The following is a 26,997-nucleotide window of genomic DNA, read 5'->3' as shown; positions in this document are numbered from 1 at the left end:
ATGGAATTTGTCATTCTCGGTTTATTGATTTTGAAGAATCAAACGGTTTATGAGCTTAACAAAGCATTTCAACAAGGCATCGCCTTGTTCTATAGTGCCAGTTACGGCAGCTTACAGACGGCTCTAAAGAAATTACTTCAACAAGGTGATATTGGCTATGAGGAACAAGTCGATCGCGGACGAAACAAAAAAGTGTATGTCATTTCAGACAAAGGAAAAGAGACTTTCTATACTTGGATGGGCTCAGAAATACCTACAAGCAGATTAGAATCCACGGCCTTAGCTAAAGTGTTCTTTTTGGGATTAATCGATTCCGTTGAGGATAAACGTGCTGTACTAAAGCAAATCATCACACAGATTGAAATGGTAGAAAATGAACTCCAGAACATGGACAAGGGGCTCCAGAACATGCATGTTCCAGCCCCTTATGCAGAAATCCTTGCGTATCAAATCAAGACGCTTCATTATGGTATTCGTTCTCATACTTTTGCCAAGGAATGGTTCGAGGAACTACTTGCCGAGCTGCCATCGAATCCTTCCTAATTCAAATCAGTCTTGCTAAAAATCATCGTCTCATAGCGATCTATCCATAGTTCAGATGAGTCATCCGAAATCGGACGACTGTCCGCCCCCGTTTGGTAAATCACATTATTCTTATCCCTGATACATCCATCGGCTATGGGGCTATTGTTAAAACAAATACTCACAGCATCTGGCGATAAATTAACAACGATCAAATAAGTAACCCCCTCATACTGCCTCGTGTACGACAATACCTTGTCACCTGAATTACGGATGAACGTCAATTCTCCCTTCCAAAGAGCTGGATTGCTCGTTCGGAGCTGAATCAAAAAGGCATAGTGTTCGAACATCTTCGCATCAAATTCCTGCCAATTCAGTTGGTATTCATCGAATAATGAAGTCCACGTTTCCAAGGTGGGCTCATTAAACTCTGGCCCATCATCAAACATGGAACACCTTCTAATGTAAGCAAAATGGTGGCAGCGGGGCCCGCATGCTTTTCGCCCAAATAAGAAGCTATTCGTGATTGTTCTTTCTCCTCCAGCCAACTCATTCTGAGCGCATGTTTAGGGAAGCTATACGTAAAAGAGTTATAAATGGCAATGAAATCACTTTGCATGATAGTGCCATCCATCCAATCGCGAATTAGGAGGCGCAGCTTACCATCGTAGGTCAAATCGCAAGCTTCAAGATGATGATATTCATCATAGGACTGTGAAATTAAGATGAGATCCGCTTTCACCACTTGCAGCGCCTGCTTGATTTCAGTCAGGAAATCATACGGGGTAATGTCTGAATCATCCAGTCGAATACCGTCAAAATCAAACTCAATGACCCAATACTTCATAGCTTCAATGACATAGCTTCGCATGTCACGATTATCGAATTGTAATCCCGCGAAATAGGTACGATTAGGCACATCGTAGTAAAGCTCATTTTGTTCATTCCGTGTAAAATAGTCAGGACGACTTCTGGTCATGATATGATCCACACTCGTTCTGTTCAAAACCCAATCCAGAATGACCTTCATCCCGTTCTCATGAGCTAATCGAATGAATGCTGCTAGTTCCTCTTTTGTCCCAAAGCTTGGATCAATACTATAAAAATCTTTCACGGCATATGGGTCGCCATAGACACCAATCCTACCAACATGCCCAACTTCGTTGAAAGGCATTAGCCACAACGTGTTCACGCCGAGTTTTTTGAAATAGTCTATTTTAGCGGACAATCCATTGAAGCCATTTTCAGTAAATGCGCGAATATGAAGTTCATAGATGACAGCCTTCTGGATCCATTCAGGACTTTGGAGAGCCGTAAAATTTTCATACATGTAACCAGGCTGATCCGCTGAGATCTCATTTGTTCGGATCAAAACGTCGCCCAACTCAGTGACCGTTATCGCCGAATTATTTTGCCCATCTTCCGAAACACTTGGATTCGCAGGATCTACAATCCACGCTTCCCCATTCACGACGAATTTATAGAGATGCCTCCCCTTCGGTATGGCTAATTCAAGCGCCCAGCCGTTCTCATTCTTCAACTTATTCATGAAGTTTCTATCGCCATTCCAGTTGTTAAAGGTCCCAGCTACCGCAACACTTTCGATTTGAATATCCGTGTCATACGTGAATCGTACACCTTTTTGCCCTTTTGTAGGAAAATGCTGCATGGTTGTTCATCTCCTTATGAGTTGAAAATACGAATATATATTCCCTTCTTACATCGTAGCTGACTTGTAAAAGACTGCCAATATCCGTTTCTACTCAGTTATGATGCGATTGTGTTGCAGTACAAAAAAATGCCGCTCACTTGAGCGACATTTGATCATTCCTATGGTCTGTATAGGTATCAATCCTTGAATTAAAAAAGCTCGCAAATAAAATACCGGCAGTATCAATAGCAATATCGTACAGCCTGCCGTCGCGGTGGAAATATAATTGAAGAACCTCTGTTGCCGCAGCGAACATAATCGCGAGGATGATGGATGACTTTACTTTTTGCAAGAGATTAAAGAGAAGCAAATACATCATTCCGAAGCCGATGAAGTGACCTATTTTCACAAGAACCCAATGGGTATGAATCCGATTATAATCGAAAAACTTCAACATCTCGGAGAAATCCGGGTTGGGGTCAAAGTCAAAGTACATGGTATGTTGCCTAACGAGAAGCCCTAGATTTAAATTGCAGGTACAAACAATCAGAATTAACGCCCAAATGATAACTAGGAAAATCTTCATGCGATTACTCTCCATCATTCTTTTTGAGTACATAGCCTATCTAAACTATATCTTATATCATTCCCCATTACAAAATATCCCAAAATTAAATGGCTATTTATACTGCATATGAAAATGACTCTGAAGCAAACTAAGCGTTGTCTTGCTAAACCAAACAAACTTGGAGGAGTGATGTTCATGCGCGAGGGATTGATTCCTGCTGTTCTTGGAACTGTCGTTTCTGCATCTGGTGCTACCATGCTAAAAAGCAAGTATAAACTTCTTGGTATCGGCGTGCTAGGCTTTGGAGTTGCTCATGTGATTCTTGGAGCAATTGATTTGGTGGAACATCGTTAGGTTTGTAAGCTCATCGAACATTGAAGTTAAACAAGCAGGCGCCATTTCATTGGCGCCTGCTTGTTTATTTCAACTATTTACGCTAACTTCGCGCCAAGTTGCTTCACTTTATCCAACCATTGAGCTCGCATTTCTGCAAAAGACGGCTTTAACCCATCGGCTATCGATCACCGGATATTTAGAAATCGCGGGCGCCATCGGAATACTGATTCCTATCACGTCTATTACTGCTTCTATTGGCTTAATGCTTATGCTGCTCGCCATGTTTCCCGCGAATGTATATGCCGCTCGCAATTTGTGATACGATGATCTTAAAAAAAGGAGTTGCTGACATGCAAAAAATCTCACCTTTCCTTTGGTTCGACGGCAATGCCGAAGAGGCAATGAACTTCTACACCTCCATCTTCAGCGATTCCAAAATCGAAAGTATCAATCGCTCTGGCCCAGAAGGACCCGTCATCTCAGGTACATTAGTGCTCCACGGTCAAAGGTTCATGGTTTTAAATGGCGGCCCTCATTTCAAATTCACCCCTGCCGTCTCTTTATTCGTGAACTGTGAGACACAGGAAGAGGTCGACTCCTTGTGGGAGAAGCTGTCTGAAGGCGGAGAACCTCAGCGCTGCGGTTGGGTGCAGGATAAATTCGGATTATCGTGGCAGATTATTCCCACCACTTTGGGAGAATTGCTCTACACCAAGGATCCCGTGAAAGCAGGGCGTGTGATGACGGCGATGCTAAGCATGCAGAAGATTGATATTGCCGCGCTCAAGCGAGCTTACGAGGGATAAATCTCTCACACATTTGACTCACAGATTTACGATCAATTATCATATGAGAAGTACAAATAACTTTTCGAGGTGATCCAATCGTGGCAGTTCAAGCGGATAAAATTTTTGTGAATTTACCTGTAAAAGATTTGGACAAGTCCATCGCTTTCTTCCGTGCTATTGGGTTTGATTTCAATCCTCAATTTACGAATGAAAATGCAACCTGCATGATTATCAGTGAACAAATCTTTGCCATGCTCTTGGTTGAGAAGTTTTTCCAAACATTTACAAAAAAAGAGATTGCCGATGCTACGAAAACGACGGAAGTAATCGTTGCTTTAAGCTTCGATAGCCGCGAAGAAGTGGACGCACTCGTCGATAAGGCGCTTGCAGCTGGCGGAACAGCATACAATGAGCCTATGGATCACGGCTTCATGTATACGCGTACGTTCCAAGATCTAGACGGGCATCAATGGGAACTGTTTTGGATGGATTCTAATGCAGTCAATCAGTAAAACGAATGAGGCGGTGAGAGCGAATCTCACCCCTTATTTTTTTCTCCTTTTCACCCCTTCGTAAGGTGTGAATTGTAACTTGTTTTGTCGCTTAATTAATATCGTTTAAGGTGCTGCTGTAAATAAAAAATAGCATATTTTGTAATTTATTATGTCGTTTAACGGTATTATTGTAATGTTGAATGACATTTAATATGCATATTTAGCTTACATCTGTTTTGAAGTAAAAAAATAAGCAATTCACATGTAAGTGACCTGCTTATCTACAGATTATTAACTCTCGTACCCCTTAAATTGGTTATAATAAATTGGGTTGAATTTTTCTTCGTATAATACCTTGTTTATGACCTGCTCAATTTTATCTTTTTCCAATGTTCCTGTACTATTGTTTATAAAAAATGGTGCGTCGTAAATCCGTCCGATGTTTCCGAAGCTAATCACGACTTCCAAATCTTCACCTAGTTTGTCGATTTTTTTAGAACAAGACGTACGATTGCGTATGGTCAAATAAGTATGCTCGATCCCACAAGTATCTTTGATCCCCGTTATTTTTTGATGACCTTCCAAGTTTTCCAGTTAGGTCCATTAATGCAGACTCAATTAATTCAGATCTCTCATGTCCCCATGCCGCTTGTTTTTGTCGAACGTAGTTCAAACTCTCGATCAAGCTTTGACCTTTTATTCGCTGAAAAGGAGCAGCCCACAATACCCAATCACACTTCATGTTTATACATGGGATCGCAAATTCCATTAACCCACATGCTCCCGTCTTAGTAGAGATAGCAAGTAGCCCACAGACATAATCAGGGCTGTGTTCCATTAAAATCTTTTCTGTAAGCTCAATGTCAAATCGAAAACATTCTATATGAGTAATCTTACAATGCTGCAAACTTTCATACGAAAGACCTATACCCGAATTTTTCAAAGCTGGCAGATTGTCAGGTAATGTGATCGACATCCTATCCCTCCTATTACACTAGTATTTGATAATGAAAACAAAAATGACCTTCTCTGGAGTTAGAGAAAGGTCATAAAAATTCAAAATCATATCCTCACTCTTATCATCCAGATTCGCTTAAAATCAGCGTTTCCGCAAGAATTAGCACCGTGCATTCCTTTTTTAACAAAGGTTTGTCGGTTGCCGGGTTTCATAGGGCTAGTCCCTCCACCTGCTCTTGATAAGAAAAATCAACATTATTCAATTATTTCTATAATACTATAAAGTTCTCTGGTGTCAAGGCATTTAACACTCCCTGATCATCCGGTTTCATAAAACTCATGATACAGCTTCATGAGCACCTTTTTTTATCCTCGAAGCGTAGCTCCTATAATAAATTACTTATAACATACACCGACTTGATACAAAACTGACTCGATCCAATGAAAACCAGATCTGAAGATTGTTTCTTTTGGAGAAATAGATTTTAAATGCAGCACTTTACATTGAACACAATAATAACTTTTCAGAATCAACTCCTCCCCATAGTCAAATCGCTGTTCGCCATCACTCATCACTGCAAAATCTTTCAAGTGAACGAGTTTCATTCTTCCTTTCAATTTATTTATCCATTCTATCGGATCTGCTCCTCCAGATAGTACCCAGAAGAGATCAAGTAAGAAATCCATTGCTTCTGGGTCTGATTCCTCCATGAGGATTTCCAAGCCTGTTTTCCCACCAAATTTTGCGAACTCAAAAGAATGATTATCCCTTCTGGTTCCAAGTGTAGCCTCACATAGTCGTAAATAAATAGGCTCTTTATTTCATTTCCTGTGTATTTTTGTAAGAAATACAGGATAGATGTAAAGAAATCACTACAACATTAAAAATCGTCAGTATGTAACAATGATTGTTGATCCTGAATAATTTTGCCTAAATGTGGGAAAATTTTGTCTACATGGATTATAGGAATGGTGGTGCAAGGATGGTGATGATCCGGAGATGGTTAAAAGGAATAAAATCTGATCTCAGAAAGAAATCATCCGTTCCTTCTAATCAATCGATTTCAGGAGTCCTTGAAAATGACCTAGTTACCCTGCAAGCTTTTTTTACGTTTGCTCCAGATCTTGTTACACGTCAGTTTCAATTAAAAACAGCGGACAAGGCCATTCTTGTTTATTTGGAAGGGCTCATTGATAAATCAGCGATTAATAATAACGTCTTATACCCGCTTATGTATGAAATCAATTCGATTAATGATATTTGGAACTCTTCCATTTCAATTGCAAAAACTGAAATTACCACCTTATGGTCAGATATTGAAAGCGCGATTTTTCAAGGTAAAAGCATCCTACTTATTGAAGGGCAGACGCGTTCACTTATTTTACATACACAAGGCTGGCCTCAAAGAGCGATTAAAGAGCCGCAAATCGAATCCACGCTAAAGGGGTCACATCAAGGGTTTGTCGAGACATCGGGGCAAAATATTGCCTTAATCAGACGCTATCTTCCTAATCGCGAACTGAAAATAAAAGAATACAACGTCGGATCTCGGGGAAATACGAGAGTGTCTATGATGTATCTCGAAGATGTTGTACAACCTAATCTCGTGAAAGAAATGGAGGACCGACTATTACAAATAAATGTGGACGCCATTTTGAATACGGGAGAATTAGCGGAGTTTATTGAAGATCATCCGATAAGCCTGTTTCCACAGTTAATTATGACGGAACGCCCGGATTCTGCCGCAGCCCACATGTTACAAGGACGAATAGCAGTCGTTGTCGACCACTCCCCCAGTGTAATCGTGGCACCTGTAACCTTCTCGTCGTTCTTTCAAAGTGTTGATGATTATAGCAATCGATGGGTCATAGCCTCTTTTCTACGTTTATTACGCTATTTAGCCTTAATTACGACAATCTCTTTATCTGCCGTATATATAGCCATTGTTTCGTTTCATTATGAAGTACTCCCTTTGGATTTATTGGTATCGATTGGGGAGTCCAGAGCAAAAGTACCTTTCCCTCCGATTATAGAGGCACTTCTAATGGAGCTATCCCTAGAGATGCTAAGGGAAGCAGGTTTACGTCTTCCGGGTCCTATTGGACAAACGATAGGTGTTGTAGGGGGTATTGTCATCGGTCAGGCGGCGGTTCAAGCGGGAATTGTAAGTAATATAATGGTAATTATCGTTGCCATCACGGCTATTTCCTCTTTTATTATCCCTGATTATGATATGTCCTCCTCGCTGCGGATGCTTCGCTTTCCAATGATGCTTCTGGCCGCTGTGTTCGGTATGGTAGGCATTGTGATTGGATTGATGATTATTGGGGCTCACCTTATTTCGATGGAATCATTTGGCATATCCTATGGAAGTCCGATTGCTCCTATCCGACTGTCTGATTGGAAAGACGTATGGGTTCGACTCCCTATGTGGAAAATGAAAAAACGCCCAGTCTCGGCCGATCCAACTCAACTTATCAGACAGGGTGCAAACAGAGAAGGTGAAGATCAACCATGAATAAATATTCGTTTAATCAAATTTCGTTGAAACAGTATATCTTTATTATCTATACAACCCAAGTGGGGATCGGTGTACTTTCCCTTCCCCGCGATATAGCGAAAGCTGGCGGTACCGATGGATGGATATCACTTTTGTTGGGTTGGATTGTAGCAATTCTTCTTAGCTTAGTCATTATAAAAATTATGGAGAAAAACCCCAAAAAAACGTTATTCGAGCTTCTATCTAAATACTTTGGTAGATGGGTAGGTAAAAGTTTATATGTTGTTTGGATACTGTACGCGGCATTTGCAGCAAGCGTGGTCATGTTTTCAACGATCTATATCATACAGCTATGGATTTTTCCGAATATGAGGAACTTTATCTTGATGATTCTGTTTATCATTCCCATCTATATGGTTACCAAGCAAGGAATAAGGGGAATCGGACTCTTTGCTGAGTTCGTTTATCTTATTTCTTTCTGGATGCCTTTCTTGTTGTTGTATGAATTAAAAGATGCCCACTGGCTTTTCCTTCTTCCAATCGGTAAAGAAGGCTTGTTTCCCATTCTGGTTACCGTAAAATCAACCATCCTTTCTTTCCTTGGGTTTGAACTTGCTTTCATTCTATATCCGTTTCTAAAGGACAAGAAATCCGCGTCCAAAGGAATTATTATTGCAAACTCTTTATCCCTGTTTGTTTTTTTAATAGTGACCGTAATCAGCTTTGTTAGGTTTTCCCCAGATGAGATCAAAGATTACACCTATCCCACCCTTAACTTACTGAAGCTCATCCAATTTCCGTTCTTAGAACGGTTGGAAATCATCTATCTTTCCATTTATTTGTTTATATTATTTATGACGATCATTCCCTACCTGTATACAGCTGTGCTGGGCGTAAGTCAATTATGCGGCAAGCAGGATCATCGAAATATATTACGAATTTTCATGTGCCTATGGTTCCTATCGTCATTCTTTTTCCTCCCTTCTTCTTCACAAGTTAATCAAATGGGTAAATTGTGGATGATGGCAGGTTCTTATTTCGCTTATGTGTTTCCCATTTTCCTATGGATCTACGGATGGCTGTTTCATCGGGTTAGAAAGGAACAGAAACTATGAAGAAATGGCATGGCGTTTTCTTAACAGGGGCAGCTTTATTATTTATTACTGGTTGCGGTAAGGCAATTTATATAGAGAATCAACGGTTTCTTCTTACTGAGGGAATAGATTTTAATGACGAGAAAAAGTTGGTCGTTTATTCATCTAGTCCTGTCTTCAGTAGTGAAGCTAAGAATAAAAATAGAATCACAACGACAACAGCAGATACGCTGCGTGAATCGAAGAAAAAACTCGAGTCGAAACTAAATGGTAATATTGCGGCTGGAAAATTGCAAAGTATTCTTATAGGCAAAAAAGTGATGCAGCAAACCAATGTATTACCCTACTTGGATGTCTTCTTTCGCGATCCTAAAAACGAAATTAACGCTAATATGATTGTGATTGATGGGTCCGTGATAGATGTGATGCATACAAATATGAGCGATAAAGGGCCAATGGGCAGTGTGATCAAACAATTGGTAGAAAGCACATATATGGGAAGGATTTCAGTGATAACTACACTGCAGAAATTCCATCAACAAATGATGGATAGTCGAATAACGCCAAGCATATCTGAAATGAAAGTAGAGAAGAATGATCTTGTTATTTCAGGGACCGCTCTTTTACATAAAGATGGTACCTACGCTACTTCTTTAAATATCCCAGAAAGTTCTCTCTTGCTATTGTTGCAGGGCGTTACAAACAATCCCATACCGCTTACGTTTCATCTTCCTCCTGAGATGTTTCATACGGATGAAGAAATCTCTTATGTGAGTTTCTATGTTAAAAAAGTAAAGGTTAACTTTAAGGCAAAATTCGATGAAAGCCAGCTTACAATCGAAATCCAGATGAAGGTTATGATCGATTTAACGGAACGCATGTTTACCTTAGACATGGAGAATAAGAGCAAAATGTTGGGACAAGCCATTGAACAGGAGCTGAAAAAACAATGCGAGGCTTTAATTAAGAAAGCTCAGAAGCATCAAATCGATCCCTTTGGTTTTGGGATTTATGTGTCGGCACACGATTACAAAAATTGGATGAAGGTAGAGGATCACTGGGGAAATGCTTTATCTGAAGCAACCGTAAATGTTTCTCCTAAAGTTGTCATCAAAAATATCGGAGTTTCCGAATGAACAAATACGCGATGAATCAAATCTCATTGAAACAATACATTCTTCTTATATTTGAATGCCAAGTCGGGGTCGGTATGCTATCCCTTCCCCGCGATTTAGCTGAAACGGCCGGTACCGACGGATGGATATCCATTATTTTGGGGTGGATTTTGTCTATGCTGGTAAGCTTAATCATCATCCGAATTATGGAGAAAAATCCTGAGTATACGTTATTCGAACTTTTATCTAAATACTTTGGCAAGTGGGTGGGTAAAGGTTTAGCAGCAGTATGGATTCTGTTCAATGCATATGCAGCAAGTACAGTCATGTTATCAGCGATTCATATCATAAAAATATGGGTCATTCATGATATACGGAACTCCACTTTAATGATCTTGTTTACCATTCCCATCTATATGATTGCCAAGCAGGGAATCAGAGTGATCGGAATCTTTGCTGAGCTTGTTTTTATTGTCACTTTGTGGATGCCTTTCTTGTTGTTATTTACGTTAAAGGATACGCAATGGATGAACCTTCTACCGATTGGAAAAGGAGGATTGGTTCCCATTCTGTCATCCGTTAAATACACCATATTTTCTTTTATTGGATTTGAACTGGCTTTCATCCTTTATCCTTTTCTAAAGGAAAAGAAATCAGCCTCCAAGGGAATGGTTATTGCAAATTCATTATCGATGATTATCTATTTAACGACTACAATCGTCTGTTTTGTTAAATTCTCTAGAACTGAGGTCACAGATTACGTTTATCCCGTGCTCAACTTATTGAAGATGATCCATTTGCCTTTTGTGGAACGGCTGGAGATCATATGTTTGTCCGTTTATTTGGTTATGATATTTATGACGATTATTCCTTGCCTCTACGTGGCCGCATTAGGAACAAGTCAATTATTAGGCAAACAGGATCATCGAAATTGTTTGCGTATACTCATAATCCTATGGATCCTATCGTCATTCTTTTTTATCCCTACTTCTTCTCAAATAACTCAAATGGCCAATTCGTGGGCGATGGCAGGTTTTTATAGTGTTTATGTGTTCCCAATTTTCCTCTGGATCTACGGATGGATTTTTCATCTTAGAAAGGAAGTGAAACAATGAAGAGATTCAATTATGTTTTTTTAACATTGGCATTGTTGTTTGTTTCGGGGTGCGGTAATACCGTTTATTTAGAAAACCAACAGTTCGTTCTCACTGAGGCTTATGATTTTGATGAGAATAATAAGTTAGTCGTGTTCACGTCAACTCCTGTCTTCAACAAAGAAGCCACTGATAAATATAAAATCACATCCACAATAGCTAATACAGTGGAGGAATCAGTATGGCTAATTGATAGTAAGACAAGCGGCAGCCTTGCATACGGAAGATCGCAGAATGTGCTTTTAGGGAAAAAACTGTTGCAGCAAAGAAATGCATATCCCTATTTGGATGTTTTCTTCCGTAATCCCCGAGATGAGATTAGTGGGAAAATCATTATGATCAATGGAACAATGAAAGATGTGATGTATACGAACATGGGTGATAAAGGCCGAATCGCCACTGTGATCAAAGAACTGGTAGAAAGCTCCTATAAGGGCCGGATTACAGTGCAAACGACACTGCAGGATTTTCATCAACAAATGAAGGATAAAGGAATGACGCCTACGTTAACTGAGATGAAACCAGAGAATAATGATCTCGTTATTACAGGCACTGCTCTTTTACACAAAGACGGCACCTATGCCACTTCTTTGAATTATCAAGAAAGTTCTCTGCTCCTATTATTGCAGCTCGATACGAAAACTAACATACCGTTAACATTTCACTTACCTCCTGAAATGTTCGATACGAATGAAAAATTGTCCTATGTTAGTTTCAATATTAACAAGGCAAAGACTAAGTTGAAGGAAAAATTCGAAGGTGCCGATCTTACAATCGATATTGAGATGAAGGTTCAGATCGATTTGACGGAGCGCACGTTTACCTTAGACTTAGAGGAGGAGAAAAAACAGCTAGAACAAGTCATTGAAAAAGAGTTAAAAAAAGAATGTGAAGCTTTAATCAAGAAAGCTCAAAAGCATCAAGTTGATCCCTTTCAGTTTGGCGTTCACGTACGCGCACATCATTATAAAGACTGGAAGAAGATAGAGGATAACTGGGTAAAAGCGCTATCTGAAGCAACCGTAAATGTTTCACCTAAAGTGATCATCAAAAGTATTGGGGTTTCTGAATAGTAAGTGAGAAATGTTAATATTTCAGAACAACTCCAAAGACGGAATTGATCTGTGGCAGCGTTCATGGTGGAACACGTTTATTGGGGAAAGGCAGTCGAATTCAGCCCAAGCTCTTTTCAATCTCTGAACCTAACAACCCGCTTCGCCTGCTCCGCAACCTGCCGGTCATGCGTAATCACAATAATCGTCCTACCCTGCTCATTAAGCCTTCTGAAAATATCCATAGTCTCCACGCCTGTCTTCGAATCCAATGCTCCTGTAGGCTCATCCGCCAATATAATCGATGGATCGCCTGCCAACGTCCGAGCAATCGCAACGCGATGCTGCTGCCCACCAGAAAGCTCTGAAGGAAAATGCTTCCTGCGATCCAGTAAATCAACCGCTTCCAACGCTTGTAGAACCAGCGGCTCCCGGGCTCCCGCTGTTTCCTCGACAAGCCTCGATAAATCAGCGGTAACTCCACATTCTCTTAGGCACTTAATCTCGGCAGCAGGTTAAAGTTTTGAAAAACAAACCCGATTTTCCGATTCCGAATCTCAGCTAGTTGTGAATCCTTCAGCGAATGAATCTGCTTCCCATCGAGCACATATAACCCTTCATCCAAAACATCCAAAAATCCGATAATGTTCATCAATGTGGATTTCCCAGAGCCCGATGGCCCCATAATAGCGACAAACTCGCCTTGCACAATCTCTAACGTTATGTCATTCAATGCCCGAATCGTTTCGCCGCCCATATAGTAAAATTTACTAACATGCTCAATCTGGATTAAGGCTGTCATTGTCTTCGCCGCCAAGCTCCAAACCAAACCGACCGACAACAACTTCCTTCTCGCGGTCATCTAAAATTTCCAACTGCACCGCACCCACCACATCGTCCGCCTCGCTGCCGAGCATATCGATGAGCGTAATTTCATTCCCCTCTTTGTCCGTTCCAATGGGATCATGCAGAGACACATCTTTGCGTGTTTTCTTCAAGGATCGCAGATGCATCAAGATCTCGTTCTCAATGCAACGCGCCGCAAATGTTGCCAGCTTTGTCCCTTTGTTTGGGGAGAAGGATTCGATGGCTTTGATCAGACCGATCGTCCCAATGGAGATCAAATCTTCTAAATCTTCTCCTGTATTGTCGAATTTTTTGAGGTTGTGTACACGAAGCAACGTAAATCGTGCTCCCCTAATCATAGATTAAGGATTAGCATAAATGCCCTATAACAGAGAAGAAGACCGATCCCTTGGAATCGATCTTCTTCTTGAAGCTCATTGTGTATTCAGACAAGCATTCTCTTATTACGAATTTTCATACAAAAGCACTGGTGATAATAACCAAAAGAATGAAAAGAGCTAAGACAACTGCCGTACTTGTACCCAAACCACCGCTATAACAACCTCCTGCTCAATATCCCAGCAAACCCAAAAAAAGAGCTGCTGATAAGCAACTCCTCGACTATCGTTCACCGATAGTTCAATCTCCTAATAATCAATTATTAATGCTGATATCATGACGTTTGCGCGCTATAATTATCCTCAGAATTTGGTTCCTGATCAGTCCCGCCCCGCCTCGTAAAACTTCTGCGCCACCATGTCCGGCCTTGTGCGAGTATCCGTAAAGTGGTCACCGTCACCGACGATAAGGCGGAACTGGCCGAGCCGTGTGGACATGTGCGGATTCCAGCCGAAACCCTCTCCTTGTGGCAATGCATTGTCTTGGAGAAAATATACATAACTTTTCGGTATAGGCAACTCATAGAACGCTTTAAGATCCAGCTTCTCGAAAAGCGGTCTAGCCGGTTCCGGAGTGACGCCTGCATACATCCGTCTGGCTTCCTCCAATGTAGCCGTATTGACGAACAAATCCCGAAACAGTGGAAACGGAAGCATGATCGTATCATCCTTCGAGCCGGCTCTGAGTTGCTCGAAACCTTGTTTCGTTTGATGCGGTAACTCGTCGGCAACAGATTCGCCGTCTTTCAGTACGAACGCGTCCCAGAAGACGAGGCGCTTGATGCGGTCCGGTACCTGTTCAGCAACCTTCTGGATGACTGATCCTCCGAAGCTGTGCCCGACGAGTACGATGTTGCGCAGGTTCAGTTTCGTAATAAAGTCGACAACGGACTTCGTGATCATCGCATGCGTGACATTTTTGTTCAGATCATTGCCGTGACCTGCGTATTCCGGCGTATGGACGGCATGCCCTTTACTGCGCAGCACCGCCGCTACGCCGTCCCAGAAGTGAGCGTCAGCCCAGGAGCCATGCACAAGCACGAAGGTAAGACATTGCGATGCGGGTAAACGGTATTTCTCGTCCGATTCAAGGGCAACATTGCTCCAGAGCCACCATCCTTCAGAATAAGGGGAGTTATAATAACCGCGTGGCATAAACCTATAATCGGGATAGGGGAATTGATGAATTTCTTGGAGATAAGGAAACATTTACAAGACATCCTCTCAAATCGACATATATTATCAGCTTATGCCCACTGCGTTTGAGAGGTTCCCACACTCGATCCGACGGAAAAAAGTCACACAACCGTTCTCTCTTTCATCCTCTTCACTCGTATCATCATACTTTGATAATCCCCTCGCAGAGTCAACGGAACGCCGAGGTTCTTAAGGGTCGAGCCATGACGAACGAGGGCATCTCCATCGTCAATCTGTACCTCATAGGACGCCTGGGTCTCAAGCCCCTGCAGCCGCAAATTCCGAACTACAGAGCCAAAATGCTGGGATTGCAAAAACACAAACACAACAGCCTCACGTTCATCTGCACTTAGATACTGATAAGCCGCCAAATTCGCAACCCTCAACGAGGATAGCCGATATAGGCTGCCGTTCATGATCATCGGCCGGATCTCTTTGTACAGCTCCACATAGCGCTTCGCTTCTTCTATTTCCTCGACCGACCATTTACTGATATTCGCCCCTATGCCCAAACCGCCCATCATCGCACTGTGGAATCGGTACGATAAAGGGAGGCTCCTACCGTTAATGCCATGCGGGGACTCCGTCACCCAACACATCATGACAGCTGGGCTGTAGGCGTACGAGAATCCCTCTTGAATCGCTAACCGATCCCGCGCATCGGTGTTATCACTAATCCATGCTTGATCTGCATATCGTAAAATGCCAAGATCAATTCTTGCGCCGCCGCCTGCGCAAGTCTCGAATTCCACATGGGGGAACCGTTCGCGAAGCTCAGCCCATATGGCGTAAAGGTGATCCACATGCTTGATCCACATGGAGGCCCCTGACTCCTGCGCAGAAGCCGAAACGCCTGGCTCTGTCACGGTCCGGTTCATATCCCATTTGATAAGACGAATATCATATTTCGTCAGTAAGCTCGTCATGAAATCAAGGACAAATTGCTTCACTTCAGGCAGCCCCAAATTCAAGAGCAACTGATTGCGCAGCTGTGTACCTTCGCGCGTTGGAAAGTGATACACCCATTCCGGATGCGATCGATACAAGTCACTGTCTGGATTGACCGACTCAGGCTCTACCCATAGCCCAAACTCCATCCCCAGTCCCTTTACGTGCTCGATCAGCTCTTCTAGGCCATTGGGGAACTTCTCCGCATTGACATACCAGTCGCCTAGACCTGCTCTGTCACTATGGCGCTGACCAAACCAGCCATCGTCCACGACGAATCGCTCTACGCCCAGGCGAGCAGCCTGCCCTGCCAGTTCCTTCTGCCCTTCCACAGTTACGGCGAATTCGGTTGCCTCCCAGGAATTGTACAGCACTTTGCGCAGATTGCTTGTCGGTAGCACGTAATCCTTTTCGTATTGATGCAGGTTGCGGCTCATCTGACCGAATCCGCCCGACGTGAATCCGCCGACGAATACAGGCGAAGCATATACATCCCCAGGCGCCAGCACGAAAGAGCTATCAAAATCATTCACACCTCCGACGATTCGCACATGTCCGAACGTCGTCTTCTCCGCAACGATTTTCCAGTTTCCGCTCCAGCCAAGCGCGCCGAACCACACATTACCGGATACTTCGTCCGCTTTCCCGTTGTCCATTGCAAACCAAGGATTGGCATGTGGACCGGTGAAGCCTCTGCGCGATTCAAACACCTTTTTTCCCTCGGATAAAACTGTGGATCTTAGTTGGTACTCACCAGCCCAGCGACCTGTCACATGCGTCATTCGGTAATTAGACAGAGCCTGTACCGTCCAGACAGCCGCCATGACCTGCTCCATGCGAACCGACTCTGCTAGCCGATTGTGTATCTGCACATAACGTTCAATCAGATCGTATTGAGGAATCGCTTTATAATGAACTTCAACGCTTATTGGGTAATACACATCCACCAACCGAAGAATGACCTCATTGTCACCTTCGATTTGGTACCCTTCGTACCTCAGCTTCAAGTCCCTCACACCATCAGAAAACGAAATTTTCAGCGCCGGTTCGGCATAATTGCAGCCACCCCAGCCTCCATATTCTTCCGTCTCCCGGTCGATTTCGGCATCGAAGGAGCTATGCAGCCTGCTTGTCAGCAAATACCCACATTCCGAAGCCTCAACATGAGATCCCCAATATAAGTGCTGAATCGTGCCTTTCTCATTGATCCCGAACACATACGAAGATTTGTCGGTGCGAATTTCGAAGATCTTTTCTTTTTCTAAATACGTTATAGGCACAGCTCTCCCCCCATTTTCTATCCCTTGATCGCTCCAGCGGCAATTCCTTTAATGATGAATCTCTGCATGAACAAGAAAAAGATGATGATCGGAATCATACCCATAACCGCATAGGCGAAAGCAAGATTCAAGTCGCTGCTGTATTGACCGAAGAAGAAGTACTGTTGCAGCGGGATTGTACGATAATTTTTGTCCTGCAAATAGAGCAGCGGAAGTAGGAAGTCATTCCAAATGTACAGCGCATTAAGTACGAGCACTGTCGCCGTAACTGGCTTCAACAAAGGCATCACAACACGAATGAAAATCCCTGGTGTAGAACAGCCGTCAATCCTTGCCGCCTCTTCGATTTCACGCGAAATGCCTTTCACAAAACCAGTGTAGAAGAGAACGCCCATTTGTACACCGAAACCACCGTAAATCAACGCCAGTCCCCAATGCGAATTCACGAGGTGAAATGATTTTCCGATTTGGTATAACGGCAGCATAATGACTTGAAAAGGGACCATCATGCCCGAGAGGAACAAGATGAATATGAAGTTATAAAACGGTTTATTCCTGCGTGCAATCGCATAACCAGACAGTGCAGAAGCGAAAATAATCAGCGCGACCGAGATGACCGTTACAATTAAGCTGTTAATCAGCGCAGCGGGATATTTGGATGTGTTCCACGCATGCGTATAATTGTCAAAGTTAAAGCTCATCGGCAACGAATAGAAGGAGTCAAAGGTTTGCTTGGCTGTTTTGAGCGACATGAGCAATGCGACATACATCGGAAAAACGAATAAGACAGCTAGAACTGCAACTGCAACGAATGTGCTGATACGTGTTATTCTCATTACATCTCCACTTCCCGTCTTCTGAAAATGGATAATTGGATAATGGTCACAATGACCAGAATGACAAAGAATATCATCGATAACGCCGTACCATAGCCTGCTTTAAATGAGCTGAAAGCTGTTTTATAGATAAACGTTGTAATAACCTCTGTCGCAAAGCCAGGTCCTCCTTGGGTTGTTACCCAAACGAGATCAAACACTTTGAGCGAACCCGTCAGCACGAGTAGCAGATTAATCGTAATCGATGGTGCAAGCAATGGTAATGTCACATGCCAAAATGCTCGGCCGGCTCCAGCTCCATCCATTTTGGCACTCTCTACGAGTTCACTCGGAATGCCCTGCAATCCAGCGATATAGATAATCATGGGTGCGCCAACGCCTTGCCACAAGGCTACTAGAATCAACCCGAACAACGCATGATCGGGATTGCCAAGCGGGCTTGTCACATCTAGCCCAAACATATTCAGCAGCTTGGGAAAGCCTGTGCTGAAATTATATTTCCAAATAAAGCCGGATAAGACGATAGAGAGAATGCTCGGTAGAAAAAAAATCGTCCGAAACAAATTTTTAAATTTCAAATAAGAATCCAGAAGTAGTGCCAGCAGAAGAGATAGAACATTGACAAGTATCATTAGAACAATGGCATATTTAAACGTATTTCCAAGTGCGGCCCATACGTCCGTATCTTGAAAAGCATGCACGTAATTTTCAAATCCAATATACGTCAGCTTGCGTGAAACACCGTCCCAACTCGTGAAAGAATAGCGAGCTCCCATCGTAAATGGGATAAGGACTGCCAACGTAAATAACAGAATACCCGGAATAAGGAACAGCACATACCAGAACTCACCACGGATCATTCTTTTTATATTTCCCATAGGTTATCCCTTTCTGATGAATAACGGCATAGGCAGTTGCCTATGCCGTTATAAACGCTGTCGTTATTTGTGATTTTTGGCAACCCAGTCATCCAGATCCTTAATGATTTGATCAGGTGTTGCTTTCTTGAAGAACACTTTCTGAACGTATTGCGTAAATTGAGAGTTCCAATCGATTGTCGTCGTAATAAAGGATTGTGAGTCGTACGTAAGTCCTTTATCGAAATACGGCTTAAGATCATTAACCGCTGGTGCGATGTCCGTTGAAGCACCTTTGACAAAGCTGAGCGAGTTAATATTTTTCACCCAGGCATCTCCGCCCTCTTTGCTGGCCATGAAAGCAAGGAATTTCAACGCTGCCTCTTTATTCGCTGATTTACTGTTCACTGCGAGTGAGGCATCAGGGTTAAATTCAAGCTTATTCAAGCTTTCGTCATTGCTGAATGGATACGGGAAGTAACCCATGCCTGTGTTATACAAATCTGGATTTTTCTTTTGAATATCCGCTAGTGGCCAAGTACCCATGTACATCATACCGACATCGCCTTTGGAGAAGAGGTCAACGATACCATTGTAATCGACACCAAGCTGATCCTTGTTACCGAGGTCAAACAAATCTTGCGCATGTGCGATAACTGTTTTGGAGGCAGGGTTGTCAGCAAACTTCGCAGTACCCTTTTCCACTTTGGAGAAAAAGTCCGCTTGTTTCTCCACAAGCGCTGTGTTACTTGGCAGGTCTCGGCTCAACCACATGCCTAGTGTCCAGTTGTCTTTCCACCCTAGGGCGAAAGGCGTTTTGCCCGCATCTTTTATCTTTTTGGCAGCTGTGATCATCGCATCATACGTTCTTGGAACCTGGATCCCTAGATCACTGAATATTTTTTTGTTATAGAAAACAGCAATCGGCGTGGCATTAACGGGCATGATATAGTTTTTACCGTCTGTTGCTTGCGCTTTCAACACGCCTGGATCGAAGTTGAACATGAAATCTTTACCCGTCAGATCTTCGAGATAACCGCCATCATGCAACAGCTTCGTTTGGCTGCCCGCATTTAACGTAAACACGTCCACGATGTCACCGCTAGCCATTTTTGTTTTCAACAGGGTATAGTAATCATCATATTTAACAGGCTGTACCTCGACCTTGATGTTTGGGTTTTGCTTTTCAAACTGCTCGACGATTTTGGCCACACCGTCTGTGACATCACTTTTGAAATGCATGAAGGAAATCGTAACCGGCTTCTCTACTTTTGCCGTTGCAGTAGCCGCTGGTTTGCTATCGCTGCTCGCAGCGGGCGTTGCTGTACTTGCTGTATCGTTGTTGCTGCCACAAGCAGATAATAAAAGGGCCGCCATCGTTGCGGAAAGACCTACACTAGTAAACTTTTTCATATCTTTACCCCTCTTCCTCGTTTTCGGCTTAGAACATTAATCCCTCGTTCTGAATCCTATCTTACGCTTTGAGAGAAGGAATCGTAATAAAATAAATTGTTGTTTGGATGTTCAAAATTTTGGTGTTTAGGATTTTGACGCATGCCGATCTCGATACTCGGAAGGCGTCATTCCCGTGAATTTTTTAAACACTTGGCTAAAATATCGTTGATTCTCATAGCCAACAAGCTCGGAGATCTCATTAATTTTATACTCGGACAAGTTAAGCAGCTCGCATGCTTTTTCCATCCGTTTACGCGTCACATACTCGATGAAGTTCTCCGAGGTCACTGACTTAAATTGTTTACTCAAGTAACTCGGGTCGAGGTGAAAACGTGTGGCTATATCAATCAGGCTGATGTCTTCAAAATAGTGCGCATCCAAAAAAGAAGCAATCTCGTGAATAGAGTGAACGGATGGAGTCATCCCCTTGCTCGCATGATATTCCTCAATTGCTTCGGTGAATTCCGCTAGGAAGTGTCTGAACTGGCAGTGATCTACTACAGCCGTAATTGAACGAACATCGAATAGCTGCGGATAGGCAAGCGCCAATTCTTTCATCTCAGCGGCGGCTGTCTCCGTAAGCTTTTTGAGCGCCCGCTGACCCTCACGGATGGAGAGTCCACTCTTTTTTTCCGCTTTGTGCAAGAAATTTCGCAGCAACTCGCGACTCTCGGTTCCATTGCCTGCGGCAAACGCTTGCTGTATCGTTTTCAACTCAAAAACCGTTAACAACTCTGGCGAAGCTGCTGCCATTCCAGTGGACGGATGCGGAGAACTCAACGAGAAACTCGTTGTGTGAAGTTCGTTATTTCTCATCTGCTCATAGGCGGTATCGAAAGCATCTGGCAGTCGTTCCAGCCTATTGAACACGTTGCTTAACCCAGCTACTACGACTAGCTGCAGCATCTGGTGAATCGCGTTGTGGAAGGAAACGAGCAGTTGTCGGATCTGTGACTCATCGTAAGCGGACTCAGGGAAATAAAGACATAGACTCATCCTGTCATCTGATTTGTAGATGAGTGGAACAACGTCATGTCTAGCTGAGTAGAGCACTTCAGCCAATATATTTTCAATACTATACATCAACAAATCAGCATTCCCATGAAATTTCTTTGTCGAAATGGCATGAAATTGGCGAAACATGCATACCGTCAACCGGTAACTTCCTTTGGCGCTGGAAATCGTTAGTTCTTCCGCTTGCGCCTGAATATCGGCCACATTCGTGATCCTGCGGCTCGTTACATGCCCAAGGAACACTTCTCTGCGGAGCTGCCACATGTCTTGGGTAAATTTTTTTTGCTGCTGCAGCGTCAAATGGTTATGGCTTGCTTCCATGGCTTTCACTAGCGCACTTTTCAAATCAAACATGGATATCGGCTTTAACACATACTCGCAAGCCTGATAAGTCACCGCAGCTTTCATATATTCAAATTGGGAGTAGCCGCTGATCACGATAACTTTAATTTCGGCGTAGTTGGTGTACAAGGCTTCGAGAAATTGTTGTCCGTTCATGACCGGCATATTCATGTCCGTCACAATGATATGAGGCTTGCTAATTCGCATGAGCTCCAGTGCTTCTTCGCCATGTCGCGCTTCTGCAATGACTTCTACATCCAGAGCAAGCTCACTAATCATTTTACAAACGGACTTTCTCCCTAACAATTCGTCATCCACGACCATAACTTTGTACAAAGCTGTCACCCCCATTATGATTATAAGGAATTCGTATGCGAATCGTCGTTCCAATGCCCATCTCACTCTCGATATCCAAGCCAAATGGGGATCCATAAACCAGTCTTACTCGTTCATGCACATTCTTGAGCCCTATAGATACGCCATAAAACACGTCGGACGGCTTGTGCTCGAACGACGACTGCAGCGCAATCAGCTTCTCCGTTTCGATGCCAGGTCCGTTATCTTGAACCGTCAGCACAACAGAGTCATGTTCCTGCAGAACGCTAACGCCAATACGAAGATGCTGCTCATCATCTCGCTTACTGAACGCGTGAACGATCACATTCTCAATAATCGGCTGCATGACGAAACGGATAATGGCGCAGTCCATCAGCTCAGCGGAAACATCAAACTCGATCTGCAGCGTTTCCTCGAAACGGAGCTGCTGGATATATAAATAATTATTCACATGTGCGAGCTCCTGACCAATCGTGGACTCGACATTTCCCTCATAAAAGCTGTAACGGAACATGTCACCTAAAGCGCGGCACATCTCGTGAATCTCATAATCCCCAATAAGTACGGCTTTCCCGCCGATCGTCTGCAGCGTGTTGTATAGAAAATGAGGATTGATCTGCATTTGCAGTGCAAGAATTTGTGCTTCTTTATTGCGAAGCTGCATTTCATACTTGGATTCAATTAACTCCCGGATTTTATCTGTCATGAAATTGAAATTCCGTGTCAGTTCCGAGATATCATCACGATAATTGGCATTTTGTTGTAAACTAACATGAAAATTGCCTTGGCGAACAGCTTTCATCGCCTTTCCGAGGAGCTTGATGGGGCGGGTAATGTAATGCTGTGCGAGAATCGACAGGAGTGCTATGCTTAACATCACGAAAATGAACGCCCCAACCGTTGTAATCAAAATGTTTCTACGGTTCTGTGCCAGCTCTGGATTCGGATACACGATGGAAAGTGCAATATTGCCATAATTAAGTCGTGACGTACCAACAAATAGATCATTCTTTTTGTGCAATTGGATAGACTTCGGATCGTTTTGCCAGTTGATTTCAGGTTTTTCGTATTTGGGCACAATATCGGCATAGTTTTCATTCGTCTTATAAAATGGTTCACCGTTCGAATTCTGCAGCACAATGACATTCGGAGGGTGATTGTTCGCTTCAATCATTTTCGCCAATTCCTTACTTTGGATATAAAAAACAAGCGATCCGAACTTCGTTCGATAGAAAGGGTCATAAATAGGTATGGAATAGACGAAAAAGTCCTGCTGTAAAGCGACATCTTTATATGTAAACATAAGTGTCTGTTGGAATGGCAAATCAAGCATCTCCTTGAAATGAGGAATGCTCTGATCCACTTTGACCGACTCATAGCTAGCTGCTCTGGACCACGAATCCTCCAGCTTATTGTCCTTGCCGAAGATCATGATCTTAATAATGTCTTTGTTTTTATTTTGAATCAGCAAATCATAATTTTTAATCGACTCTCTGAGCAAAATAATGTCAGCATCATTATAATTAGCCCCATGCTCCATCAGATTAAGGATGCGTTCGAAACCGTATATTTGCAGAGCTGACGACGAAATGTTGCTAAAATATTGATCCAGATATCCTGATAAATACTCCGCATTCTGGTCCGAACTTCGGAACATCGAATTTTCCAAGGAACGGGCGCTCGACTGGTAAAAGATCATCGAAAGTACCAGCATCGGGATCAAGGAGATCAAGACACTGCTCCAGACAATCTTTGTACGAATGCTCCTATTTATCAATAGCCACCTGATCATGCCATCCCAACTTCCCCCTGTTAGTCCATTCAAAATAAACGGCTACGCCGTCCTCATAGGACGTATCACAGTGTTTATGGAGAAATATAGCCAAATTATTATATGAAACATAAAATTCCTATATTTTATAATAGGATCGATTATACCACATTGTATCATCAATCCCACTTCTTACAATTCAACATTTTGTATTCTTAATGTTCAAATTTTTGAAAGGCTACTCCGAGACTAGGATGCATGATCAACGCTAAATAGGTACCCATCGTTGGGTACCTGTTTCATTTAATATTTGTTTTTCTCCAAAATGGCAGTAGCATCTTTGCGGAAACTTGTTGCCGCCTCATATCACATTGGTGCGGTAGTCTTCTCCTCCTCAAACTTCAATTCTTCTTAGCTGTTTGTTCATTTCATTTAGAACTACAGAGTTTAATTTCAAAGCCATAACCCCTTACCTCCTAATTTGGAATGCATAATTATTCATTCGATTGGGTGCAAGCAGAAACCAAACTCATGTTCGTATTATTAATTTTGTACCAAATGTGTTTTCGCTATGCAGGAACTAAAAACAAAAAAATCCCCCACAGGCCATTTACAGCCAATGAGGGATTTGCTATCCGTTAGTTGGGAAAGGCAGACGAAATTCTCCTAATCTAATGAACTAACCGACCATCCCGAAACCGTACAATCCGCTTCGCCTGCTCCGCAACCTGCCAGTCATGCGTAATCACAATAATCGTCTTTCCCTGCTCATTCAACCGCCTAAATATATCCATAATCTCCATACCTGTCTTCGAGTCCAATGCTCCCGTAGGCTCATCCGCCAAGATAATCGGTGGATCTCCAGCCAATGTTCGTGCTATAGCAACGCGTTGCTGCTGTCCGCCAGACAGCTGCGAGTCCTTCATGGCGTGAATCCGCTTCCCATCCAGGACATACTGGCCTTCGTCCGACACATCCAAACATCCGATAATATTCATCAACGTGGACTTTCCTGATCCTGACGGCCCCATAATAGCGACAAACTCGCCTTGTACGATGTCTAGTGAAATGTCATCTAGCGCTCTGATCGTCTCTCCGCCCATATAGTAGAATTTGCTGACATGTTCAATCTGGATTAAGGCTGTCATTGTCTTCGCCCCCATTATCTGCTGCCAAACGAATGAAGTCTGCGATTCAATTCCACTTACCGCTTCGCCTTATAAAATTCATGATACAGCTTCATGAGCGCCCGCTTCTCAATCCGCGACACATAGGAGCGGCTAATTCCCAACTCCTTCGCAATCTCCCGCTGCGTCCGTTCTTCGCCACCAAGCTCCAACCCAAACCGACCAACTACAACTTCCTTCTCCCGGTCGTCCAAAATCTCAAGATTCCGATAGATCTTACTCTTCTCGATCTTCAACTGCACAGCATCCATCACATCATCCGCCTCGCTGCCGAGGATGTCGATGAGCGTAATTTCATTCCCCTCTTTGTCCGTTCCAATGGGATCATGCAGAGACACATCTTTGCGTGTTTTCTTCAAGGATCGCAGATGCATCAAGATCTCGTTCTCAATGCAACGTGCCGCAAAAGTTGCCAGCTTTGTCCCTTTGTTTGGGGTGAAGGATTCGATGGCTTTGATCAGACCGATCGTCCCAATGGAGATCAAATCTTCTAAATCTTCTCCTGTATTGTCGAATTTTTTGAGGTTGTGTACAACAAGCCAGGTAAATTAATGAAAATCCCTAGTCATGGCTGAGCCACAAGTAGGGATTTTCGCTCGATTAAATAAAGGATAATATGAAACCACAATATCTTTCTAATCTCTGACTTTTTTTCAACCCCCATAAAGGCAATCACTTTTCCTTGCTCATTGGATATAGGTGAAAAGATAACATCCTTATGAAAAATGACTTTCCTTATCCCCATCACTTACAAAAGGCTATGACGTTAAAATCTTTCCAAGAAGCCCTACTCAATTCATGCAACATCCCAAATATACCATAAACTTCGACAATTATTGAATTCTAGATCCACAATCACCATGCCGTCTGAAGAATAACTCATAAACTGAGCTACATGCCCTGGAATAACTTTTTATAGGATATGAAGCCATCGAACTTCATTTATGCCCTCCCCTACAACTACTACATCTCTATCTATTCCGAATACCTTATCAACTCCGAGACACCCGAAACCTCATCAAGAAACTAGTCCAAGCTGTCCAATAGTGTTTTCAACTGAGGGTTAAGGTTCAATGCATTTAGAATGACCGTAAGTGCCTCCGAGCGTGTAGAGTTGCCCTTCGGATCAAATAATCCAACATTCTTGCCACTGACAAGACCAGCTTCAGCCGCTTCTTTGATTTGATTCACTGCGTAGGAGCTTGCGCTTGCTAGATCTGTCAAGTTGCCCTTGGAAGGATCTTTATCCAGTTTACTCAAGTTGACAATACGGGATAGAATGACGACCATTTCCTCACGGCTGATCGTTTGGTCCGGCTTAAAGGTGTCGTCTTCGTAACCGGCAATCACCCCTGCGCTAGCGAGTGTCTCAATAACGCCTTTAGCCCAGTGATTGTCGATATCGTTTAGTTCAACCGAATGATTAGCGCCGCTGCTGATATCAAAAACGCGCGCGATGATTGCCGCAAACTCGGCACGCGTAATTTGGCCATCTGGTTGGAACGAACCATCCTCATACCCATCGATAACTCCCAGTTTCACGAACGTGCCGATGGTCTTTTCGGCCCAGTGTCCTTGAATGTCAGCCAGTTCAATTTTCATATTAGATGTCTTGGCTTCCGCTACCTTAGATTGGATAGCTTCAACCAAATCTTTTATACGAACAATGTCGCTATTAAACACATTGCTGTTTAACACATCATTCGGGTTCTTCTTGTTAATATTAACCAATACCTTACTGTTGCCAGAAACAACAGTAGACTCTAACTGCGAATTCAATAGTTTCAAGCTGTCCAGTGCAATTTCGGCCGATCCTTGACTAACCGCTTGAAATGTCAGCTTTGCTAGTGTCACATCCCCGTTCTTGCCTGGAATATTGCCTGTTTGCGTATTCGCAATTTGAATTTTGTTTCCTTTAACAAGAGGCCCCACAGCAAATCCACTGCTAGCACTAGAACCATTGATATACTTCAAATGGCTGGTATCAAAAGATAAATTGACCTCATATGCGTACAAGTCGCTTACTTGCTTTCCACTCACCGTCACTTGAAAATTATCCCCTGCCGATACGCTGTCAGCCGAGATGGAAAGCAAAAATGCTGGGCCGGATGTTGCGTTTATACTGAGTGATGGCAGCAAAAGCATTGCTAACAAAACAATCAGACTGAATGCGTGTATTTTTTTTATCATCGAAGAAGTTCTCCATTTCGCATAACCTACTTTAGGTTGATTTAACCGTTTGAGACATAAGCAACACGTGGAAATGAAAGGGGAGACACTAGTTCTCCCCCGCATTTC

24 protein-coding genes, 3 pseudogenes and 1 riboswitch are annotated in these 26,997 nt (G+C 42.9%); of the genes and pseudogenes, 10 read left to right on the top strand and 17 right to left on the bottom strand.

Annotation, left to right across the window (positions count from 1 at the left end):
- Positions 1-543: a PadR family transcriptional regulator gene (locus AC58PQ_RS06525; RefSeq protein WP_497241143.1), complete on the top strand. Its 543-nt coding sequence runs from the start codon at positions 1-3 to the stop codon at positions 541-543.
- Here AC58PQ_RS06525 and AC58PQ_RS06520 read toward each other — a convergent pair.
- The 3 genes from AC58PQ_RS06520 to AC58PQ_RS06510 all read right to left on the bottom strand — a co-directional run bounded on the left by AC58PQ_RS06520 (position 540) and on the right by AC58PQ_RS06510 (position 2,759).
- Positions 540-935: an alpha-glucosidase C-terminal domain-containing protein gene (locus AC58PQ_RS06520; RefSeq protein WP_497241142.1), complete on the bottom strand. Its 396-nt coding sequence runs from the start codon at positions 933-935 to the stop codon at positions 540-542. The genes AC58PQ_RS06525 and AC58PQ_RS06520 overlap by 4 nt on opposite strands.
- Positions 896-2,191 carry an alpha-amylase family glycosyl hydrolase gene (locus AC58PQ_RS06515; RefSeq protein WP_497241141.1) on the bottom strand — a complete coding sequence of 432 codons (1,296 nt, stop codon included), beginning with the start codon at positions 2,189-2,191 and terminating at the stop codon, positions 896-898. The genes AC58PQ_RS06520 and AC58PQ_RS06515 overlap by 40 nt, the downstream gene beginning before the upstream one ends.
- A 136-nt stretch (positions 2,192-2,327) precedes the next feature.
- Positions 2,328-2,759, bottom strand: coding sequence for a VanZ family protein (locus AC58PQ_RS06510; protein ID WP_497241140.1), 432 nt, complete (start codon positions 2,757-2,759; stop codon positions 2,328-2,330).
- A 177-nt stretch (positions 2,760-2,936) separates the two neighbouring features.
- Between AC58PQ_RS06510 and AC58PQ_RS06505 the strand changes: the two genes are divergently transcribed.
- From AC58PQ_RS06505 to AC58PQ_RS06490, 4 genes are all read left to right on the top strand, one after another.
- Positions 2,937-3,095, top strand: coding sequence for an asparagine synthase (locus tag AC58PQ_RS06505; RefSeq protein WP_436237748.1), 159 nt, complete (start codon positions 2,937-2,939; stop codon positions 3,093-3,095).
- Complete coding sequence (locus tag AC58PQ_RS06500; protein WP_497241139.1) at positions 3,064-3,396, top strand: DoxX-related protein; 333 nt, start codon at positions 3,064-3,066, stop codon at positions 3,394-3,396. Before AC58PQ_RS06505 ends, AC58PQ_RS06500 begins: the two co-directional genes overlap by 32 nt.
- Before the next feature lie 31 nt (positions 3,397-3,427).
- Positions 3,428-3,883: a VOC family protein gene (locus tag AC58PQ_RS06495; protein WP_497241138.1), complete on the top strand. Its 456-nt coding sequence runs from the start codon at positions 3,428-3,430 to the stop codon at positions 3,881-3,883.
- An 80-nt stretch (positions 3,884-3,963) separates the two neighbouring features.
- Positions 3,964-4,377 (top strand): VOC family protein, encoded by a 414-nt coding sequence (locus AC58PQ_RS06490; protein ID WP_497241137.1) that lies wholly within the window; start codon positions 3,964-3,966, stop codon positions 4,375-4,377.
- A 475-nt stretch (positions 4,378-4,852) separates the two neighbouring features.
- Here AC58PQ_RS06490 and AC58PQ_RS06485 read toward each other — a convergent pair whose 3' ends face one another.
- Entirely contained in the window at positions 4,853-5,335 is a 483-nt protein-coding gene (locus tag AC58PQ_RS06485; RefSeq protein WP_497241136.1) for a hypothetical protein, read from the bottom strand.
- A gap of 97 nt (positions 5,336-5,432) precedes the next feature.
- Positions 5,433-5,562, bottom strand: a riboswitch (SAM riboswitch).
- A gap of 150 nt (positions 5,563-5,712) precedes the next feature.
- Positions 5,713-6,039, bottom strand: a complete 327-nt coding sequence (locus tag AC58PQ_RS06480; protein WP_497241135.1) for a hypothetical protein — start codon at positions 6,037-6,039, stop codon at positions 5,713-5,715.
- 260 nt (positions 6,040-6,299) lie between these two features.
- Here AC58PQ_RS06480 and AC58PQ_RS06475 point away from each other — a divergent pair, with 260 nt between their 5' ends.
- The 5 genes from AC58PQ_RS06475 to AC58PQ_RS06455 are packed head-to-tail and all read left to right on the top strand — an operon-like array spanning position 6,300 to position 12,253.
- Positions 6,300-7,835 (top strand): spore germination protein, encoded by a 1,536-nt coding sequence (locus tag AC58PQ_RS06475; RefSeq protein WP_497241134.1) that lies wholly within the window; start codon positions 6,300-6,302, stop codon positions 7,833-7,835.
- The gene (locus AC58PQ_RS06470; RefSeq protein WP_497241133.1) at positions 7,832-8,932 is read left to right on the top strand and encodes a GerAB/ArcD/ProY family transporter; all 1,101 of its coding nucleotides are present in this window, start codon (positions 7,832-7,834) and stop codon (positions 8,930-8,932) included. The genes AC58PQ_RS06475 and AC58PQ_RS06470 overlap by 4 nt, the downstream gene beginning before the upstream one ends.
- Positions 8,929-10,047, top strand: coding sequence for a Ger(x)C family spore germination protein (locus AC58PQ_RS06465; protein ID WP_497241132.1), 1,119 nt, complete (start codon positions 8,929-8,931; stop codon positions 10,045-10,047). Before AC58PQ_RS06470 ends, AC58PQ_RS06465 begins: the two co-directional genes overlap by 4 nt.
- Positions 10,044-11,141 (top strand): GerAB/ArcD/ProY family transporter, encoded by a 1,098-nt coding sequence (locus tag AC58PQ_RS06460; RefSeq protein WP_497241131.1) that lies wholly within the window; start codon positions 10,044-10,046, stop codon positions 11,139-11,141. The genes AC58PQ_RS06465 and AC58PQ_RS06460 overlap by 4 nt, the downstream gene beginning before the upstream one ends.
- Positions 11,138-12,253: a Ger(x)C family spore germination protein gene (locus tag AC58PQ_RS06455; RefSeq protein WP_497241130.1), complete on the top strand. Its 1,116-nt coding sequence runs from the start codon at positions 11,138-11,140 to the stop codon at positions 12,251-12,253. The genes AC58PQ_RS06460 and AC58PQ_RS06455 overlap by 4 nt, the downstream gene beginning before the upstream one ends.
- Positions 12,254-12,369: 116 nt before the next feature.
- Here AC58PQ_RS06455 and AC58PQ_RS06450 read toward each other — a convergent pair.
- The 12 genes and pseudogenes from AC58PQ_RS06450 to AC58PQ_RS06395 form a co-directional block, all read right to left on the bottom strand.
- Positions 12,370-13,034 (bottom strand): annotated as a pseudogene (locus AC58PQ_RS06450) (ABC transporter ATP-binding protein).
- 1 nt (position 13,035) lies between these two features.
- A pseudogene (locus AC58PQ_RS06445) lies at positions 13,036-13,410 on the bottom strand (sigma-70 family RNA polymerase sigma factor); the annotation flags it as partial.
- Between the two features lie 387 nt (positions 13,411-13,797).
- The gene (locus AC58PQ_RS06440; protein WP_497241129.1) at positions 13,798-14,685 is read right to left on the bottom strand and encodes an alpha/beta fold hydrolase; all 888 of its coding nucleotides are present in this window, start codon (positions 14,683-14,685) and stop codon (positions 13,798-13,800) included.
- Positions 14,686-14,774: 89 nt separating this feature from the next.
- The gene (locus tag AC58PQ_RS06435) at positions 14,775-16,901 is read right to left on the bottom strand and encodes an alpha-galactosidase (protein ID WP_497241128.1); all 2,127 of its coding nucleotides are present in this window, start codon (positions 16,899-16,901) and stop codon (positions 14,775-14,777) included.
- 17 nt (positions 16,902-16,918) lie between these two features.
- Positions 16,919-17,737 carry a carbohydrate ABC transporter permease gene (locus AC58PQ_RS06430; RefSeq protein ID WP_497241127.1) on the bottom strand — a complete coding sequence of 273 codons (819 nt, stop codon included), beginning with the start codon at positions 17,735-17,737 and terminating at the stop codon, positions 16,919-16,921.
- Entirely contained in the window at positions 17,737-18,615 is an 879-nt protein-coding gene (locus AC58PQ_RS06425) for a carbohydrate ABC transporter permease (RefSeq protein WP_497241126.1), read from the bottom strand. The genes AC58PQ_RS06430 and AC58PQ_RS06425 overlap by 1 nt, the downstream gene beginning before the upstream one ends.
- Before the next feature lie 63 nt (positions 18,616-18,678).
- Positions 18,679-20,007, bottom strand: coding sequence for an ABC transporter substrate-binding protein (locus AC58PQ_RS06420; protein ID WP_497241125.1), 1,329 nt, complete (start codon positions 20,005-20,007; stop codon positions 18,679-18,681).
- A gap of 126 nt (positions 20,008-20,133) precedes the next feature.
- Positions 20,134-21,741 (bottom strand): response regulator transcription factor, encoded by a 1,608-nt coding sequence (locus tag AC58PQ_RS06415; protein ID WP_497241124.1) that lies wholly within the window; start codon positions 21,739-21,741, stop codon positions 20,134-20,136.
- A complete protein-coding gene (locus AC58PQ_RS06410; protein ID WP_497241123.1) occupies positions 21,716-23,533 on the bottom strand; it encodes a sensor histidine kinase in 1,818 nt (605 codons plus the stop codon). Before AC58PQ_RS06410 ends, AC58PQ_RS06415 begins: the two co-directional genes overlap by 26 nt.
- A gap of 650 nt (positions 23,534-24,183) precedes the next feature.
- Positions 24,184-24,660, bottom strand: coding sequence for an ABC transporter ATP-binding protein (locus tag AC58PQ_RS06405; protein WP_497241122.1), 477 nt, complete (start codon positions 24,658-24,660; stop codon positions 24,184-24,186).
- A gap of 56 nt (positions 24,661-24,716) precedes the next feature.
- Positions 24,717-25,238, bottom strand: a pseudogene (gene sigK, locus AC58PQ_RS06400) (RNA polymerase sporulation sigma factor SigK); the annotation flags it as partial.
- A gap of 487 nt (positions 25,239-25,725) precedes the next feature.
- Positions 25,726-26,889 carry an S-layer homology domain-containing protein gene (locus tag AC58PQ_RS06395; RefSeq protein ID WP_497241121.1) on the bottom strand — a complete coding sequence of 388 codons (1,164 nt, stop codon included), beginning with the start codon at positions 26,887-26,889 and terminating at the stop codon, positions 25,726-25,728.
- Positions 26,890-26,997 lie beyond the last annotated feature (108 nt).

It is taken from the genome of Paenibacillus sp. J22P143, assembly GCF_059692035.1.
The sequence above is the reverse complement of the archived record's forward strand: the minus strand, read 5'-3'. Positions and strand labels throughout refer to the sequence as shown.

Coding starts and splice junctions, on each gene's coding strand:
- AC58PQ_RS06420 (WP_497241125.1), bottom strand. CDS start 20,007: ATGAAAAAGTTTACTAGTGTAGGTCTTTCCGCAACGATGGCGGCCCTT.
- AC58PQ_RS06430 (WP_497241127.1), bottom strand. CDS start 17,737: ATGAGAATAACACGTATCAGCACATTCGTTGCAGTTGCAGTTCTAGCT.
- AC58PQ_RS06425 (WP_497241126.1), bottom strand. CDS start 18,615: ATGGGAAATATAAAAAGAATGATCCGTGGTGAGTTCTGGTATGTGCTG.
- AC58PQ_RS06525 (WP_497241143.1), top strand. CDS start 1: ATGGAATTTGTCATTCTCGGTTTATTGATTTTGAAGAATCAAACGGTT.
- AC58PQ_RS06395 (WP_497241121.1), bottom strand. CDS start 26,889: ATGATAAAAAAAATACACGCATTCAGTCTGATTGTTTTGTTAGCAATG.
- AC58PQ_RS06440 (WP_497241129.1), bottom strand. CDS start 14,685: ATGTTTCCTTATCTCCAAGAAATTCATCAATTCCCCTATCCCGATTAT.
- AC58PQ_RS06495 (WP_497241138.1), top strand. CDS start 3,428: ATGCAAAAAATCTCACCTTTCCTTTGGTTCGACGGCAATGCCGAAGAG.
- AC58PQ_RS06405 (WP_497241122.1), bottom strand. CDS start 24,660: ATGACAGCCTTAATCCAGATTGAACATGTCAGCAAATTCTACTATATG.
- AC58PQ_RS06515 (WP_497241141.1), bottom strand. CDS start 2,191: ATGCAGCATTTTCCTACAAAAGGGCAAAAAGGTGTACGATTCACGTAT.
- AC58PQ_RS06465 (WP_497241132.1), top strand. CDS start 8,929: ATGAAGAAATGGCATGGCGTTTTCTTAACAGGGGCAGCTTTATTATTT.
- AC58PQ_RS06455 (WP_497241130.1), top strand. CDS start 11,138: ATGAAGAGATTCAATTATGTTTTTTTAACATTGGCATTGTTGTTTGTT.
- AC58PQ_RS06460 (WP_497241131.1), top strand. CDS start 10,044: ATGAACAAATACGCGATGAATCAAATCTCATTGAAACAATACATTCTT.
- AC58PQ_RS06475 (WP_497241134.1), top strand. CDS start 6,300: ATGGTGATGATCCGGAGATGGTTAAAAGGAATAAAATCTGATCTCAGA.
- AC58PQ_RS06485 (WP_497241136.1), bottom strand. CDS start 5,335: ATGTCGATCACATTACCTGACAATCTGCCAGCTTTGAAAAATTCGGGT.
- AC58PQ_RS06510 (WP_497241140.1), bottom strand. CDS start 2,759: ATGAAGATTTTCCTAGTTATCATTTGGGCGTTAATTCTGATTGTTTGT.
- AC58PQ_RS06470 (WP_497241133.1), top strand. CDS start 7,832: ATGAATAAATATTCGTTTAATCAAATTTCGTTGAAACAGTATATCTTT.
- AC58PQ_RS06505 (WP_436237748.1), top strand. CDS start 2,937: ATGCGCGAGGGATTGATTCCTGCTGTTCTTGGAACTGTCGTTTCTGCA.
- AC58PQ_RS06410 (WP_497241123.1), bottom strand. CDS start 23,533: ATGATCAGGTGGCTATTGATAAATAGGAGCATTCGTACAAAGATTGTC.